14 protein-coding genes, 1 tRNA gene, 1 pseudogene and 1 other annotated feature are annotated in these 14,754 nt (G+C 45.5%); of the genes and pseudogenes, 7 read left to right on the top strand and 9 right to left on the bottom strand.

Annotated elements, in window-relative coordinates:
- Positions 1-3 precede the first annotated feature (3 nt).
- The gene (locus K2Q13_RS03355; protein WP_292919247.1) at positions 4-1,746 is read right to left on the bottom strand and encodes a nitrite/sulfite reductase; all 1,743 of its coding nucleotides are present in this window, start codon (positions 1,744-1,746) and stop codon (positions 4-6) included.
- A 44-nt stretch (positions 1,747-1,790) separates the two neighbouring features.
- Complete coding sequence (locus tag K2Q13_RS03350) at positions 1,791-2,018, bottom strand: hypothetical protein (RefSeq protein ID WP_292919246.1); 228 nt, start codon at positions 2,016-2,018, stop codon at positions 1,791-1,793.
- Between the two features lie 382 nt (positions 2,019-2,400).
- Here K2Q13_RS03350 and cysB point away from each other — a divergent pair, with 382 nt between their 5' ends.
- From cysB to K2Q13_RS03335, 3 genes are all read left to right on the top strand, one after another.
- A complete protein-coding gene (cysB, locus tag K2Q13_RS03345) occupies positions 2,401-3,384 on the top strand; it encodes an HTH-type transcriptional regulator CysB (protein WP_292919245.1) in 984 nt (327 codons plus the stop codon).
- Between the two features lie 83 nt (positions 3,385-3,467).
- On the top strand, positions 3,468-4,037 hold the full coding sequence (locus tag K2Q13_RS03340) for a c-type cytochrome (protein WP_292919244.1): 570 nt from the start codon (positions 3,468-3,470) through the stop codon (positions 4,035-4,037).
- A gap of 53 nt (positions 4,038-4,090) precedes the next feature.
- The gene (locus tag K2Q13_RS03335; RefSeq protein ID WP_292919243.1) at positions 4,091-4,519 is read left to right on the top strand and encodes a DUF3293 domain-containing protein; all 429 of its coding nucleotides are present in this window, start codon (positions 4,091-4,093) and stop codon (positions 4,517-4,519) included.
- A 92-nt stretch (positions 4,520-4,611) separates the two neighbouring features.
- Here the strand turns inward: K2Q13_RS03335 and K2Q13_RS03330 are convergent.
- Positions 4,612-5,831 (bottom strand): annotated as a pseudogene (locus K2Q13_RS03330) (IS3 family transposase).
- Positions 5,437-5,553, bottom strand: a sequence feature (AL1L pseudoknot). Its footprint overlaps the pseudogene before it by 117 nt.
- A gap of 129 nt (positions 5,832-5,960) precedes the next feature.
- On the opposite strand from K2Q13_RS03330, the gene K2Q13_RS03325 reads away from it, so the two are divergent.
- Both K2Q13_RS03325 and K2Q13_RS03320 read left to right on the top strand, forming a co-directional pair.
- Positions 5,961-6,821: a Tim44-like domain-containing protein gene (locus tag K2Q13_RS03325; protein WP_292919242.1), complete on the top strand. Its 861-nt coding sequence runs from the start codon at positions 5,961-5,963 to the stop codon at positions 6,819-6,821.
- Between the two features lie 87 nt (positions 6,822-6,908).
- On the top strand, positions 6,909-7,409 hold the full coding sequence (locus tag K2Q13_RS03320) for a DUF2165 domain-containing protein (RefSeq protein ID WP_292919241.1): 501 nt from the start codon (positions 6,909-6,911) through the stop codon (positions 7,407-7,409).
- Between the two features lie 99 nt (positions 7,410-7,508).
- Here K2Q13_RS03320 and K2Q13_RS03315 read toward each other — a convergent pair whose 3' ends face one another.
- From K2Q13_RS03315 to K2Q13_RS03300, 4 genes are all read right to left on the bottom strand, one after another.
- Complete coding sequence (locus K2Q13_RS03315; RefSeq protein WP_292919240.1) at positions 7,509-7,916, bottom strand: heme-binding protein; 408 nt, start codon at positions 7,914-7,916, stop codon at positions 7,509-7,511.
- A gap of 27 nt (positions 7,917-7,943) precedes the next feature.
- Positions 7,944-8,804, bottom strand: coding sequence for a serine O-acetyltransferase EpsC (gene epsC / locus K2Q13_RS03310; RefSeq protein WP_292919328.1), 861 nt, complete (start codon positions 8,802-8,804; stop codon positions 7,944-7,946).
- An 89-nt stretch (positions 8,805-8,893) separates the two neighbouring features.
- The gene (gene cysK, locus K2Q13_RS03305) at positions 8,894-9,871 is read right to left on the bottom strand and encodes a cysteine synthase A (protein WP_292919239.1); all 978 of its coding nucleotides are present in this window, start codon (positions 9,869-9,871) and stop codon (positions 8,894-8,896) included.
- Between the two features lie 390 nt (positions 9,872-10,261).
- A tRNA-Met gene (locus K2Q13_RS03300) sits at positions 10,262-10,337 on the bottom strand.
- A 260-nt stretch (positions 10,338-10,597) separates the two neighbouring features.
- On the opposite strand from K2Q13_RS03300, the gene K2Q13_RS03295 reads away from it, so the two are divergent.
- A complete protein-coding gene (locus K2Q13_RS03295) occupies positions 10,598-11,767 on the top strand; it encodes a UbiH/UbiF family hydroxylase (protein ID WP_292919238.1) in 1,170 nt (389 codons plus the stop codon).
- Positions 11,768-11,791: 24 nt separating this feature from the next.
- Positions 11,792-12,514 (top strand): DsbC family protein, encoded by a 723-nt coding sequence (locus tag K2Q13_RS03290; protein ID WP_292919237.1) that lies wholly within the window; start codon positions 11,792-11,794, stop codon positions 12,512-12,514.
- A 47-nt stretch (positions 12,515-12,561) separates the two neighbouring features.
- Here the strand turns inward: K2Q13_RS03290 and K2Q13_RS03285 are convergent, their stop codons facing one another.
- Both K2Q13_RS03285 and K2Q13_RS03280 read right to left on the bottom strand, forming a co-directional pair.
- Positions 12,562-13,764, bottom strand: a complete 1,203-nt coding sequence (locus tag K2Q13_RS03285) for a murein transglycosylase A (protein WP_292919236.1) — start codon at positions 13,762-13,764, stop codon at positions 12,562-12,564.
- A 219-nt stretch (positions 13,765-13,983) separates the two neighbouring features.
- A complete protein-coding gene (locus tag K2Q13_RS03280; protein ID WP_292919235.1) occupies positions 13,984-14,730 on the bottom strand; it encodes a Nif3-like dinuclear metal center hexameric protein in 747 nt (248 codons plus the stop codon).
- Between the last annotated feature and the right edge of the window lie 24 nt (positions 14,731-14,754).

The following is a 14,754-nucleotide window of genomic DNA, read 5'->3' as shown; positions in this document are numbered from 1 at the left end:
CAATTAAAACCTTGGTGAATAAAAGGGAATTTCGTACTGCGCAGGCTCTACGCTATGCTTGTCAGCAACTTTCTCTTCCTGAGCTACAAAGTCAGTAGCGTATACATGCTCTTTAAACGGCGCATGACCAATACGACGCACCGTATCGATGAAGCGCTCAGTTTCTGTACGTTCGCGCAAATATACATGAATCAAACGTTCGATAACTTCCGGTACCTGATTAAAAGTAAATGACGGGCCAATAATTTTGCTAATCGAACTGTCATTGCCTTCCGCACCACCAATCGAAACTTGATACCACTCATCGTGATCTTTCTTTTCCACACCCGTGATACCAATATTGCCAATATGGTGCTGCCCGCAAGCATTCACACACCCCGAAATATTCAACGTAACCTCACCAATATCATGTTGATAGTCCAGATCTTCAAAGCATTCGGAAATTACCTTCGCCAACGGTATCGAGCGAGCATTGGCAAGCGTGCAAAATTCCGCGCCGGGACAACTAATAATATCGGTCAACATGCCAATATTGGGTGTGGTCAATTCATGCTCGGTTGATTCTTGCCATAAGCGGATCAAATCTTTCTGCCTGACATCCGCCAATACCAGATTTTGCTTGTGCGTAATACGTAACTCACCAAAGCTATACCGATCCGCTAAATCTGCAACCGCTTCCATTTGCCGAGCCGTAGCATCGCCAGGAGCCTCACCAGGTTTCTTCAACGACAAAACAACTATCGCGTAGCCGGGAATGCGATGAGGTTTAACGTTGCACGATAACCAGTTCGAGAATGAACGGCTGTCCGCTTTGAATTCGTTTAATCTTGGATCATGATCGGTTAGTGTTTCATAAGATGGATCAACAAAGAAAGAGGTGACACGATTGACTTCATCAGAGGTAAGTGTGCCATGACCATCCTTGAGGTCAACCCAATCGGCCTCCACCTTACGCCTGAATTCATCAACTCCAAGCGCTTTCACCAGTATCTTGATGCGTGCTTTATATTTGTTATCGCGGCGACCATATTGGTTGTACACGCGCAAAATAGATTCGACATAGGTCAGAATGTGCTGCCATGGTACAAACTCACAAATTTCACTACCAATGATCGGTGTTCGCCCCAATCCACCGCCCACCAATACACGGAAGCCGACTTCTCCTTGTGCATTCTTTGTCACCGCCAGTCCAATGTCATGCGCATAAATAGCAGCACGATCCTCTTTTCCACCGCTGATGGCGATCTTAAATTTTCGTGGCAGATACGCAAATTCCGGATGGAAAGTGCTCCATTGACGCAAAATCTCTGCATACGGACGTGGGTCAACCATCTCATCCTGCGCCACGCCAGCAAACTCATCCGACGTAATATTACGCACACAATTCCCAGAGGTTTGAATGGCGTGCATTTCCACAGATGCCAAATCCGCCAGAATATCCGGTGTATCTTCCAATTTAAGCCAGTTAAACTGAATATTTTGACGTGTTGTGAAATGACCATAGCCACGGTCATATTTACGTGCAATATGAGCAAACATGCGCATTTGCTTAGAAGATATCAGGCCATACGGCACTGCAATCCGCAGCATGTAGGCATGAATTTGCATGTATAGCCCGTTCTGCAGCCGCAAAGGGAGAAACTCCTCCTCGGTCAATTCCCCTGATAAGCGCCGACGCACCTGGTCACGGTACTGCTTGACACGTTCATCCACTATTCGTTGATCATATTCATCATAGCGATACATATTTAATTTCCTCGCTTATTTGTTCGAAGATACCCAAAAGGCCTTTAGGATTCTTGGGAATAATGCTTAGATACTGGCAGCAACAATGCCGCATCCAATGGAAATTTGGCACCATACTTCATAATATGGTCCACGTCATCGTCTTCATCATGCTTCAACGCCACGCCAATATAAGCATGCTCACCGCTTTCACCCACCACTATACCAATCCGTCCGCCACAACCATTAAACCAGCTCACTTGTTTAGGTTTATTCTCTACATTCGTACTCATCAATCAATCCTTGTTTCATTAATGGAAATTGCCAAAATCTGCTCACAAATAAGCAACTCACCACCTGTTTGATTTTTTTCAAGCCTGACCGTATCGATCAGTGACCTTTCAGCATTCCGGTGTCGTTGATATACGCACAACCAACACACAGAATAGCAAATTCGTTATTCTACCAAAAACTAACGATAATCGTCTTTCGCGTGTTAACAGCAGCTGATTAAGCAGTGTGAGCAAAGTTGATCAGAGAACCTGACAGAATAGATTTAGTAACTGCCTTCCAATTTCCTTTTCTAGTCGTTTATTATGATAACAATACATTTTTACAAATCAAAATAATATTATATTAGATGTATATAACCATTTATTATTACTAGGCGGGTCCATGAAACTTCAACAACTTCGCTATTTGTGTGAAACCGCTCGTCAGGATATGAATTTGTCCAAAGCGGCCAAAAATCTGCACACCTCCCAACCAGCCATCAGCAAACAAATCCAGATGCTTGAACACGAACTCGGAGTCGATATTTTTTTGCGCAATGGCAAGCGCATTGTAAAAATCACCCCTCCCGGACAATTGGTAATTCAAACCGCCACTCGAATGCTACGCGACGCTGACAATCTGAAAAAAATTGCGCAGGAATTTACCAATGAAGCAAGCGGCACTCTCACTATCGCAACTACTCATACTCAGGCTCGCTACGCGCTACCGGTTGTAATCAAGCGTTTTACCACGCGCTATCCAAAAGTTAAACTTATCCTGCGCCAAGGCAGTCCGATGCAGATCTCAGCTTTAGTAACTTCCGGCGAAGCGGATGTCGCAATCGCTACGGAAGCCATTGAGCAATTCCATGAACTTGTCATGCTGCCATGCTATGAATGGAATCGATGTGTCATTGTACTACCCAAGCATCCACTCTTGAAAACAAAAAAACTTACGTTGGAAGCAATCAATCAATATCCCATTATTACTTATGACTTCGCTTTCACTGGGCGCTCAAAAATTAATCAGGCCTTTGCAAACCATGGACTGGAGCCTAACGTAGTATTGACAGCAATCGACTCAGACGTAATCAAAACTTACGTGGAATTGGGATTGGGCGTTGGCATTCTAGCTAATATGGCTTTTGACGCCAAGCGTGACAAGAACCTAAGGTCTATTGATGCCAGCCACCTATTTGAATCCAGCACAACGCGTATCGGCATAAGTCGCCATAGTTATTTGCGCGGCTATATATTCGATTTTATCGAAATGTTTGCACCGCATCTAAATCATGCAAGTATTAAAGCCACACTGAAAAACAACACGAGTGATGGCATAGAAAATTCTGCAACATCTATAACTACAAATTCACACAATGCAAATTGATTCCCACTAAAATTAAAAGTACTATGAAAAAGGGATTGTTGTACGTTGAAACTAAGCACAGGATATTTTTATAAGGTCATAAGATGAAAACAATTCTTAGTCTTTTATTAGCATCACTCATACTGACCATTATTGCTATTGGATCAGGCGCTTACAATATGGCTGCCACAGAAAAACACTGGGGCATCACTGAGAAGATCATCGAATGGGTACGCGAAAGTTCCATTGAGGCACGCGCCAAGAACTTGACAGTACCTTCACTGGAAGATACAGAACTAATTGCTCAAGGCGCCGTAGACTATAGCGCCATGTGCATAGATTGCCACTTGGCACCCGGTATCAAACCGACAGAGCTCTCAATCGGTTTGTATCCTCAGCCACCCATATTCCATCAACGCGAACCTATCAACGATCCAGTCAAACAATTGGAGCTCGCCAGATCACATTTTTGGGTAATAAAGAACGGATTAAAAATGACCGCCATGCCAGCCTGGGGCTTAAGCCATGATGATCAGGCTATTTGGGGAATGGTGGCCTTTGTTCTAAAGTTAAGTCACATGACACCTGAACAACACCAAGATCTCATGAAAGCTGCGCAAGATCACGGCCATAATCATGGCCATAGTCACGATCAAGATCACGGTGATCATTAACAAACTCTCAGATTCATGCAGCGTTATGCACGCTGCTATTGAAGCCAACGACTTTGATCCGATCATTGGTGGCTAAAAGCCTTACCGCCAGCTACCATAACACGCACTATCAGGTTGGGACCGGCTCAGATGCATTGGTCCTGCGTATCGACCAGCATTCAAAACCACTCACCAAATTTCTTGAGACATTTAAACAATCCTTCGCTACGATAATCAGTGCATACAATCCATGCAGCCGACTCGTAAGCAATGAAATGAACCTAATTGCACACGAATTACTCAGGAATTATTTGAATCACCATGCTTACGCGATGATTGAAAGCCTGAATGTAGATCCATTTGGCAAATGGCCGTCTGAGAAAAGCCTTTTTGTTCCTGGGTTGGATCTCAATACCGCCCGTTCAATCGGACAGCAATTTAATCAGAATGCGATTGTATGGATTAATAGTGAGGCAATTCCTCGCCTAATGTTATTACGCTAGAAAATCAGATTCTGTGTTTTTTGCAACAAAAAGACCGTACTCAGAATTTACTCTGAATCGCCCCGGATTTTCCGGAGGCTGTTTGGTTTGAGTCAAGCTGCATCAGCTGACGCCTTTAATTGGCGATAACATTCCATTTCAAATTCTGCTGGTGGAATATTTCCAATCGGCTCCGGTAATCTATGATTATTGAACCAGTCCACCCATTCCAAACTAGCAAATTCCACATCATCAATATTGCACCAGGGACCACGATGCCTTATGACCTCAGTCTTGTATAATTCGTTAATTGTTTCGGCCAGCGAATTGTCATAAGAATCTCCGACACTGCCAACAGAAGCTTCAATATTGGCTTCTGCCAGGCGTTCCGTGTAGCGAATCGACAAATATTAGCAACCGTGATCGCTATGATGAATTAATCCCTTGATTTCCCGCCGTGCCCACAATGCCTGCTCCAATGCATCGAGCACCATATCGGTATGCAATGACCGACTGACTCGCCAACCAACAATATACCTGGCAAAAACATCGGTGATAAAAGCCACATAAACAAATCCCGTCCACGTTGCAACAAAGGTAATGTCTGCAACCCACAATTGATTTGGCCGGGTTGCCACAAATTGCCGACTAACCTTATCTGTTGGGCGGGCAAGTAAGTCATCTGCAATGGTTGTCCAACACTTCGTGCCACGCCGAACACCTTGCATCCCAAGCTTCTTCATCAACCGCTCGACTGTGCAGCGAGCAACGCCAATGCCTTCTCGCAACAACTGCCGCCATACTTTGCGAGCACCATAAACCCGGAAGTTGCCTTTCCATACCCGGTGTATATCGAGTTCCAGCCTCATATCCCGCTTGATGCGATCGGGCAATCGATCCGGATCTCGCTCGCGCCCTTTGTGTTCGTAATAACTCGACGGGGAAATCTGTATTTGTCTACAGATTGGCTCGCCCCCGTATTTCTCTTTGTTTTTATCGACAAATACCACCATCATTTCGGTCAGCGGCCGAACTCCGCCTGCGCGAAATATGCCGATGCCTTACGTAATATCTCGTTGGCTCGCTTTAATTCCCGATTCTCCCGTTCCAATTCCTTGAGTCGCTCACGATCCGCAGTCGACATGCCGCCCCGAATTCCCTGATCAGTCTCTGCTCGTCTTACCCAAGTGCGCAATGTCTCCGCTGTACAGCCAATCTTTGATGCGATCGATTTGATCGCCGACCATTGCGATTCATACTCCTTTTGGTGTTCAAATACCAATCTTACCGCTCGTTCACGTACTTCCGGTGAATAACTGATTTGATTCTTCATCTCTTCCTCCTCTCAAATCATTTTATCTCCGGAAAATCCGGAGCATTCACTCAGCTAAAAATTCAATGTAGCTGGCAACACAAACCCGATGCTATACTCAGCGCTTTACAATACAGTTGGAAGATTATTATGAAGCGAACACTCACCTTTCTGACTTTAGCTATCTTCAGTTTTGGCTTACTTGCTTTTGATGCGGAAGCAAAACGCATGGGCGGTGGCAAAAGTTTCGGCAAACAGCGTCAATCCGTTAATCAGCAACAAGCCGCACCCGCTCCTCAACAAGCACCTGCCGCGGCACCTGCAGCCGCTGCGGGCGGCAGTAAGTGGGGTGGCGCATTAGCCGGCTTGGCCGCCGGTGGTTTATTGGCCGCACTCTTTATGGGAGGCGCGTTTGAAAACATCAACATGATGGATATCGTAACCATGCTATTACTCGTAGGCGCTGTGTTTTTCATCATTCGTATGCTGCGCAAACCCAAGGCTGAACAATCGCCTTCCATGCAATACTCGGGCATGAATACCAATACACGCGACAACTTCAATACCCCGGCGTTCACGCCCCCTGCCGGAACCACAACTGCAGGCAGTCAAGCAGCTTATCGGCAGCCTAATATTCCCGCAGATTTTAAAGTGGAGCCCTTTTTACGCAATGCAAAAGCTTCGTTTATGCGCTTACAGGCCGCTCACGACCATGGTGATATCAATGAAATTCGTGACTACACAACGCCTGAGATGCTGGCGGAAATTAGCGCACAGGTCAATGAACGGGGCGACGCGCAACAAAAAACGGAAGTCATGTTCATTGACGCCAATTTGTTAGAAGTTGAAACAACTGATGACATGGCCATCGCAAGCGTCCGCTTTACCGGTCAACTGAAAGACTTACCTGATGGCGAACCAGAAGCATTTGATGAAATCTGGCATGTGCAGAAAGACCTCAAGGATCCAGATGCGACATGGTTATTAGCCGGCATTCAGCAAGCCTCCTAATTTGTTGCATCCTATCCCGGCTGGCCTATCGCTGTTTGAATAGCGCTGGCCGGGGTTAACAAATATCCAAAGCATAAACGTATTATCATGTACGCGCGATTGTCAAAAACTGTGGTGGTATTGGCTTTTGCGTTGTACACATCGCTGGTAGCATTCAATAACCTCACCGATTACAACTCAAATTTCTCCATCACTGCACATGTTCTGTTGATGGATACGACTTTTCCTGATAATCAGGGCCGCTGGCGGGCCATCGAATCTCCTTCTCTACATCATGCGGCGTATGGCCTGATCATTGTTACTGAAATTCTGATTGCTGGGCTATGTTGGCTGGGTGGCTTGCGCTTATGCCAGAACATCAGAAATCCATCATCTTTCAATCAAGCAAAAAGCTTGGCAATACTCGGCCTCACTCTCGGTTTCTTACTGTGGTTCACCGGATTTATGACCATTGGTGGGGAGTGGTTTTTAATGTGGCAATCAGAAATCGCCAATAGTCAGCAAGCTGCATTTCGTTTAGTGATGATTACTGTCATCACCCTCATCTACTTGATCCAGGTAGACGAAGATAAGCATAGTCATAGTTAAAGATTGTTACAAACTGCCCATTTCTTCTCTAAAAAAGTAATGCAAATTCATATCCACATCAACACACGTGAGATCTTCTGCTAATTCTCCGCATGAAAATCAAGACAACAACGCATCAATTCCAGCCTGAGCTATCTGTGCATCCTGGAAAGATCTCACGCCACTGACTCCGATTGCACCGACAAATTGATCATTAACAATGATCGGCAGTCCGCCTTCAATCGGCAAGGTGCCGGGCAAATTCAGGTAACGCAATCGCCCTTCCGCAATATTTTCTTCCCATATCTTGGTCGGACGGCGAAAGGCAATTGCAGCACGCGCTTTTTCAATCGCCACATCGATACTGCCATACTGCGCATGATCCAAACGTTGCAAGTAAAGCAAATGACCACCATCATCGACAATAGCAATGACAACCGGCCATTCATTCCGTATTGCTTCCAGCTCTGAACCTATCGCTATTTTCTTGGCATCGTCCAGCGTGAGAATTACTTTATCAGCAGTCATGTGATTCCTAAAGGTATCAACAATTGATTAAATCCCGGCACCGCCCTCAAACACCTCCTGACGCATCTGTGCCTGAGAAATATTACTGCCCGGCGGCACGCTTCGCGTCAGCCATACATTACCGCCGATCGTCGATCCTCGTCCTATGGTAATGCGTCCCAGAATCGTTGCTCCAGCATAGATCACCACGTCATCTTCCACAATGGGATGACGCAAGTTACCTTTCACCAGCGTACCATTCTCGTCCACCGGGAAACGTTTGGCGCCCAGTGTAACCGCCTGGTATAAGCGCACATTCTGTCCAATGATTGCAGTTTCTCCAATCACCACACCGGTACCATGATCGATAAAGAAACTGCCACCGATCTGCGCGCCTGGGTGAATTTCGATACCAGTCACAGAATGCGCAATCTCAGAAATCATACGCGCAATCAGAGGCACCCCTAATCCGTGCAAAACATGCGCTAGCCGGTAATGCGTAATCGCCATAATACCCGGATAACAAACCAATACCTCGTCCACATTCCGTGCCGCCGGATCGCCCTCATACGCTGCCTTAATATCAGTTTCCAACAAACACCGGACCTTCGGCAAATATTTTGCAAACGCCTGCGTAATTGCTACCGATTGTGCACGATCTTCATCGCCAAGAACTTCCAAACCAGAGTTATAGTGCAACTCATGCTGAATTTGCACCATCAATTCACGCAATGTCATATTCAGCGTATGTCCGACATAATGATCGATACCTTCATCAGCCAATTCAGATGAGCCTAATCGATTAGGAAACATAGCCGCACTCAAACCCTCCGCAACACTGGCTAAAATCCTACGCGACGGCAACCTAGGCGGGCGATCATGCCGGTTACGGCTCTCTAATGAAGCCATGCGTAATGCACGCAATTCGGCAACGATACTGTCTACATCCAGATGTGTGCTGCGCAACAAAAGATCGCGCGTTCTCTTGATAGTGTTCACTATGCTGTCAAACCTTGTTCATTAAACATACCTTCGAACAATATACTGCTTAAGTAACGCTCAGCGGAATCAGGCAATATCACTACAATGGTTTTCCCCGCATTCTGCGGAAGCTTAGCATGACGTACTGCCGCCGCCACAGCCGCACCGCAGGAAATACCAGCTAAAATACCCTCCTCGCGCGCTAAGCGCCGTGCAAATAGAATCGCCTCTTCATTGGTAACTTGCTCGATTTCATCCACCAGTGAAAGATCCAGATTATCAGGCACAAAACCAGCACCAATACCTTGAATTTTATGTGGCCCGGGTGCCAATGAAACTCCAGCACGCTTTTGTGACAATACTGGACTCGCGGTGGGCTCAACCGCCACCGAAGTAATGGCTTTACCCCTCGTTTTTTTGATATAGCGAGAAACACCAGTAATCGTGCCACCTGTACCCACGCCTGCTACAAAAATATCAACAGCACCATCCGTATCGTTCCATATTTCTGGTCCGGTAGTTTTTTCATGAATTTCCGGGTTGGCTGGGTTCTTGAATTGTTGCAACAACACATAGCGCCCCGGATCAGAAGCAACAATTTCTTCCGCCTTCGCCAAAGCTCCATTCATACCACGCGCGCCTTCGGTTAATTCCAGCTTGGCACCCAATGCAACCAACAACTTACGCCGTTCCACGCTCATCGTTTCCGGCATCGTCAAAGTCAACGGAATGCCTCGCGCGGCTGCCACGAAAGCCAACGCAATTCCCGTATTGCCGCTGGTAGCTTCAATGATTTCTTTCCCAGGTCCCAATAATCCTCTACGTTCGGCATCGTCAATCATCGCCACACCAATGCGACACTTAACCGAATACGCCGGATTACGCCCTTCAATTTTTCCCAACACGATTGCCGACGCACCATCAACAACCCGATTAAACCGCACTAACGGAGTTTGTCCAATGGATAATGAGTTGTCTTTAAACCAATTTGCCATGATTGCCCTTTATGAATTTGATACGGACCGCAGACCGAACTCACGCTATGAGCTGATTAAATCAAACACTGAACTAATCGTTGACACACAGAATTAATCGACTCTGAAAATAATGTATAACTCTGCAATTTCGAATCTAGCGTAACATCTGAACCAAAGTATTCACTATAGCGCATTCATTCCGAAGCCGAAAGTACACAACTTGCGGCAGACTATTGAGTCATAGTATTCGTAAATTTATCGAAGGCTAAGTTGTACTGTATAGGAATAAGAAAACAGAAGAAAAAAGAAGTGCCTTAGCTGATAGCAACGGAGAAAAAGCTATCCTCTCCATCCCTCGTGACAACTCTAAAAAGATTAGCCATTAAAACCGATCCTTGCCCATAAGAATGGTGGCGAATCAGGGATTTGAACCCCGGACCAACGGATTATGATTCCGCTGCTCTAACCACTGAGCTAATTCGCCACGCGCTTAAAACACAAGGGTCGCATTTTGCCTTTGAGGGGATGGCTTGTCAAGATCAAAAATGTGACATGACAAGGGTTTATGCGTGTTCTCAGGGTATTGTGTAATGTTTACCGATACTTTAGAGGTAAATCAGTAGCTTTGGTTTATCTGTTGAAAATACACGACTGCCCGTTGATCTGGACAACCAAGAATTTGCTTTCAACGATGATTAACTTTGTGTTACCTGTCCATACCAAAGCAGCTGTATAATCAATTTCATGAAATTCGATATCATAGTAATCGGCGGCGGACTCGTCGGTGCAAGCTTGGTGGCTGCGCTTAAAGATAGTGGTCTAAAAATAGCCTTGATAGAACCACATGAATCCGCGCCGGCACCTCAAGATGAGAGCTGGGATAGCCGGGTGTATGCGATTAGCCCGGGCAGTGCTGCTTTCCTGCAAAAACTGGGCGCATGGCAGCTGATAGAAGCTGAGCGGGTAGCGCCAGTTTATGAGATGGCAGTATTTGGCGATGACAATACTGCACATGTTAATTTCAGTGCGTACGAGATTGGTTTACCCGAATTGGCATTTATTGCTGAAAACCGTCAGTTGCAAACAGCTGTCTGGCAAACACTCAGTTCTTCAAAAGAAAATATACAAATATTCTGCCCAGCAAAATGTACCGCAATCACTTGGCATGACACGCATGTCGATGTGCAGCTGTCAGACGGCACCCGACTTGAAACTGCACTAATAATAGGTGCAGATGGCGTAAATTCTTGGGTACGTAAACAGGCTGAGATTGAGGTATCGCGGCATGCTTACCATCAAATTGGCGTAGTAGCCAATTTCAGCACGGAACTATCTCATCGTCAGATTGCCCATCAATGGTTCAGGCGGGATGGTGTACTGGCGTTACTCCCGCTACCAGGAAAGCGCATATCCATGGTTTGGTCTACCACTGAAGATCACGCAGTTTTTTTACGCAACTTGCCCGCGGAGAAACTCTGTCAGCAAGTAGAAGAAGCTTCTTCACATGCGCTGGGCACAATGCAGCTGATTTCGCCGCCAGTAGGTTTTCCATTGAATTATGTACATGTAAAAAAATTGGTTAAGCCTCGCTTGGTGCTAATCGGTGATGCTGCGCATGGCATTCATCCGCTGGCTGGTCAGGGTGTCAATCTTGGATTGCGTGACACACAGGAACTTGCGGCTATACTGAGCACGCAAAACGCGCTGACAGATTGTGGCAATTATATGTTATTGCGGTGTTACGAACTGGCACGCAAGGAAGATATTCTGGCTCTGGAATGGGTCACGGATGGCTTACAGAAATTATTCAACAATCCCAATCCGACATTAGCCCGCATACGCAATTTAGGGCTTGAAATAACCAATCACTTACCATTGATTAAAAATCGATTGATACGGCACGCTTTGAACTAAATTTCTTTTTAAACTGGAGTTGTCATGGCTACACACTTAAAGCTTTTCATTTTCATCCTATCATTAAGTTTTTTTTCCGGAACACTCTGGGCCAATGAAGAAGCTGTTAAGGAGGCTGTTCAACCCCATTTCGAAGGCCAGAAAATTGACAGTATAAAGAAAACACCTTTTTCAGGTCTATACGAAGTCGTTATAGGAGACGAACTCTTTTATTCCGATGACAAAGCAAATTATCTCTTTTTCGGTCATGTTATCGATACCAAAACCCGGGCTAGCATGACCAATGAGCGCATCCAAGAAATCAAGGCTGCGCGGCGCGTGCCATTCGATTCCCTGCCTCTGCAACATGCCATCAAAGCAGTCAAGGGCGATGGAAAACGCAAAGTGGCAGTTTATACGGATCCCAATTGCCCTTACTGCAAACAATTGGAGAAAGAATTAATCAACATCACAAATATCACCGTTTATAACCTGCTTTACCCGGTGCTTAACGGCTCAATGGAGTTATCAAAAAAAATCTGGTGCGCTGAAAATCAAATCAAGGCGTGGGAAGATTTTATGCTAAAAGGAACCGCACCAACGGAAAAAGACTGCGAAACACCGCTGGAAGCTTTGGTAAAGTCAGGCCGTGAGAATAAAGTTTCCGGCACCCCGACGCTAATTTTTGCTGATGGCTCGGTTGTTGGAGGGATGATTCCTGCTGCAGCCATTGAGGAAAAGCTGGAAAGCATGAGCAAGGACAAATAAAACCTAAGAAACTAAAAAAGCTTGCTGATAAATTGCAGCAAGCTTTTTTATTGCTGCGTAAGCGTAACTGGCTGATATTCCTTCGGCATTAGTATCCACATTTTCCCCGCCTGCTTCATTTTTCCTGCCTGATTTCCGGCTTCATGGCCAAATCCCCAAAAGAAATCCGCGCGCACTCCACCTTTTATCGCACCACCAACGTCTTGCGCCACCATGAGTCGGTTCAAAGGCTTATTCGTATTAGGCCAAGTGGTTGCCAGAAACACTGGCACTCCCTGCGGAATTGATAGCGGATCAATAGCGATACTTCTACCAGCAGTCAATGGCACGCCCATAGCACCGATGGGGCCTGACAAATCGGATGGCAATTCGCGGAAAAATACGTAGCGCGCATTTTGCTGTAACAACTCTGCCAGCTTACTAGGGTTTTGTCGCCCCCATTGCTTAATACCTTGCATGGATGCTTGTTCCAGAGGCAGTTCACCACGTTGCACCAGAAGCTTACCAATCGAGTTATACGGAAATCCGTTTTGATCGGCAAAACCTATTTTCATCACTTCGCCGTTATCAAACACTATTCGCCCGGAGCCTTGCACATGTAGGAAAAACAATTCAACTTCGTCTTCCACCCATAACAGCTCGTATCCATTCAGTAATTTCGGATTATTCATAATATCCGCTCTGCTGTAGTAGGGCACCACTTTGCGACCATTCAAACGCCCTCGCAAACGTAGATCTTTAAGCTCCGGATAGGCTTCGCCTAATTCGATGGTTAACAATTCATCAGGAGCGGCATAAACTGGAAAACGATAATGTTTTGAGGATGCCCGACTCCCTCTCAGCAAGGGTTCATAGTAACCAGTAACCAAACCTTCCTCAGTATTATCGACATTAATAACTTGATAAGGAATGAAATAAGCTTCAAAAAAGTTTTTTAACGTTGAATTGCTGGGATGTTGCAGTGACGCGGCAATTCTGCAATTTTCCTGCCAAATGGGTTGTTTACTTAAAACTCTACAACTTTGCAAAAAAGCCTGCCATGCCGGAAGTAGATCATCGCCATTCCAATCGGTCAATGCAGACCATTGCGCGCGCTTATGGATAGACTTTGCCAGCGGCTTCTCAGGCGAAGACGGTGCTATAACTTCATCAGACTGTGCCGGTGGCGGTGTTGGACTGATACTTCCGGTAGTGCAGGCAACAAGCCATAGAAAAGAAGTAATAACGATAAAACTTAATTGGTTTTTCATCTGATTTTGGTTAAAGTAGTAGCTCAATTCAATTATGTGATAGCACTCTTAAATTATGTGGTTACTAATAGTCGAAGCAGTTGTGGCAATGGGTTTATTTCTTTTTATTATCTGGTGGACCATGTTTTCAGGAAAAAAAACGAAAGAAGATAAAAACAAAGATGAATAAAAACCAGCATTAGAATTATCGCAACATGATTTCGATGTCAATTTCACCCATTACACCGGATTTTCAACATCAATAAATTGATGTTGTATTCCAAATTCCTGCGCAATGTAATTGCCCAGTGCTTGTACACCATAGCGTTCTGTCGCATGATGCCCCGCGGCGATAAATGCAACACCCGATTCACGTGCAACATGAACATTCTGTTCTGAAATCTCACCTGTTAAATAAGCGTCAACGCCTTGCAGAATCGCCGCGTCAAAATAATTCTGTGCAGAACCGGTGCACCAGGCAATACGCTGTATGGTTTTATCAAGATCACCGATTATCATTGGCGTACGCAATAAGGTTCGCGATATTTGGTGACCTAACGCAGACAAGCTCATGGTTTCTTTGAGTTCTCCCTGCATCATGATATCCTGCCCGCCGAAACGGCCGTTTTCAACAAACCCTAATTTCTGACCCAATTGTGCATTATTGCCAAATTGCGGATGTGCATCTAGCGGCAAATGATAGGCAAATAAATTGATCTGATGATTCATTAACAAAGCGATACGGCGATTTTTTATACCAGTAATTCGCATATCTTCACCACGCCAGAAATAACCGTGATGAACCAAAACCGCGTCTGCTTTAGCTGCCAGCGCCGCCTGCAGCAAATCAAGCGAAGCGGTTACACCACTAATAACCATATGAATATCGCTGCGCCCTTCCACTTGCAGGCCATTTGGGCAATAATCTTGAAAGCGGGGTATATCCAATAATTGATTCAGATGATTTTCCAGCTTATCTCGATTCATTGATTTCCTCCTTGGTTTCTTATA

This window comes from Nitrosomonas sp., assembly GCF_019752095.1.
In the GTDB taxonomy this organism is placed as follows: Bacteria; Pseudomonadota; Gammaproteobacteria; order Burkholderiales; family Nitrosomonadaceae; genus Nitrosomonas.
Note: the sequence above shows the minus strand (reverse complement) of the source record. Positions and strands in the feature narration are given on the sequence as shown.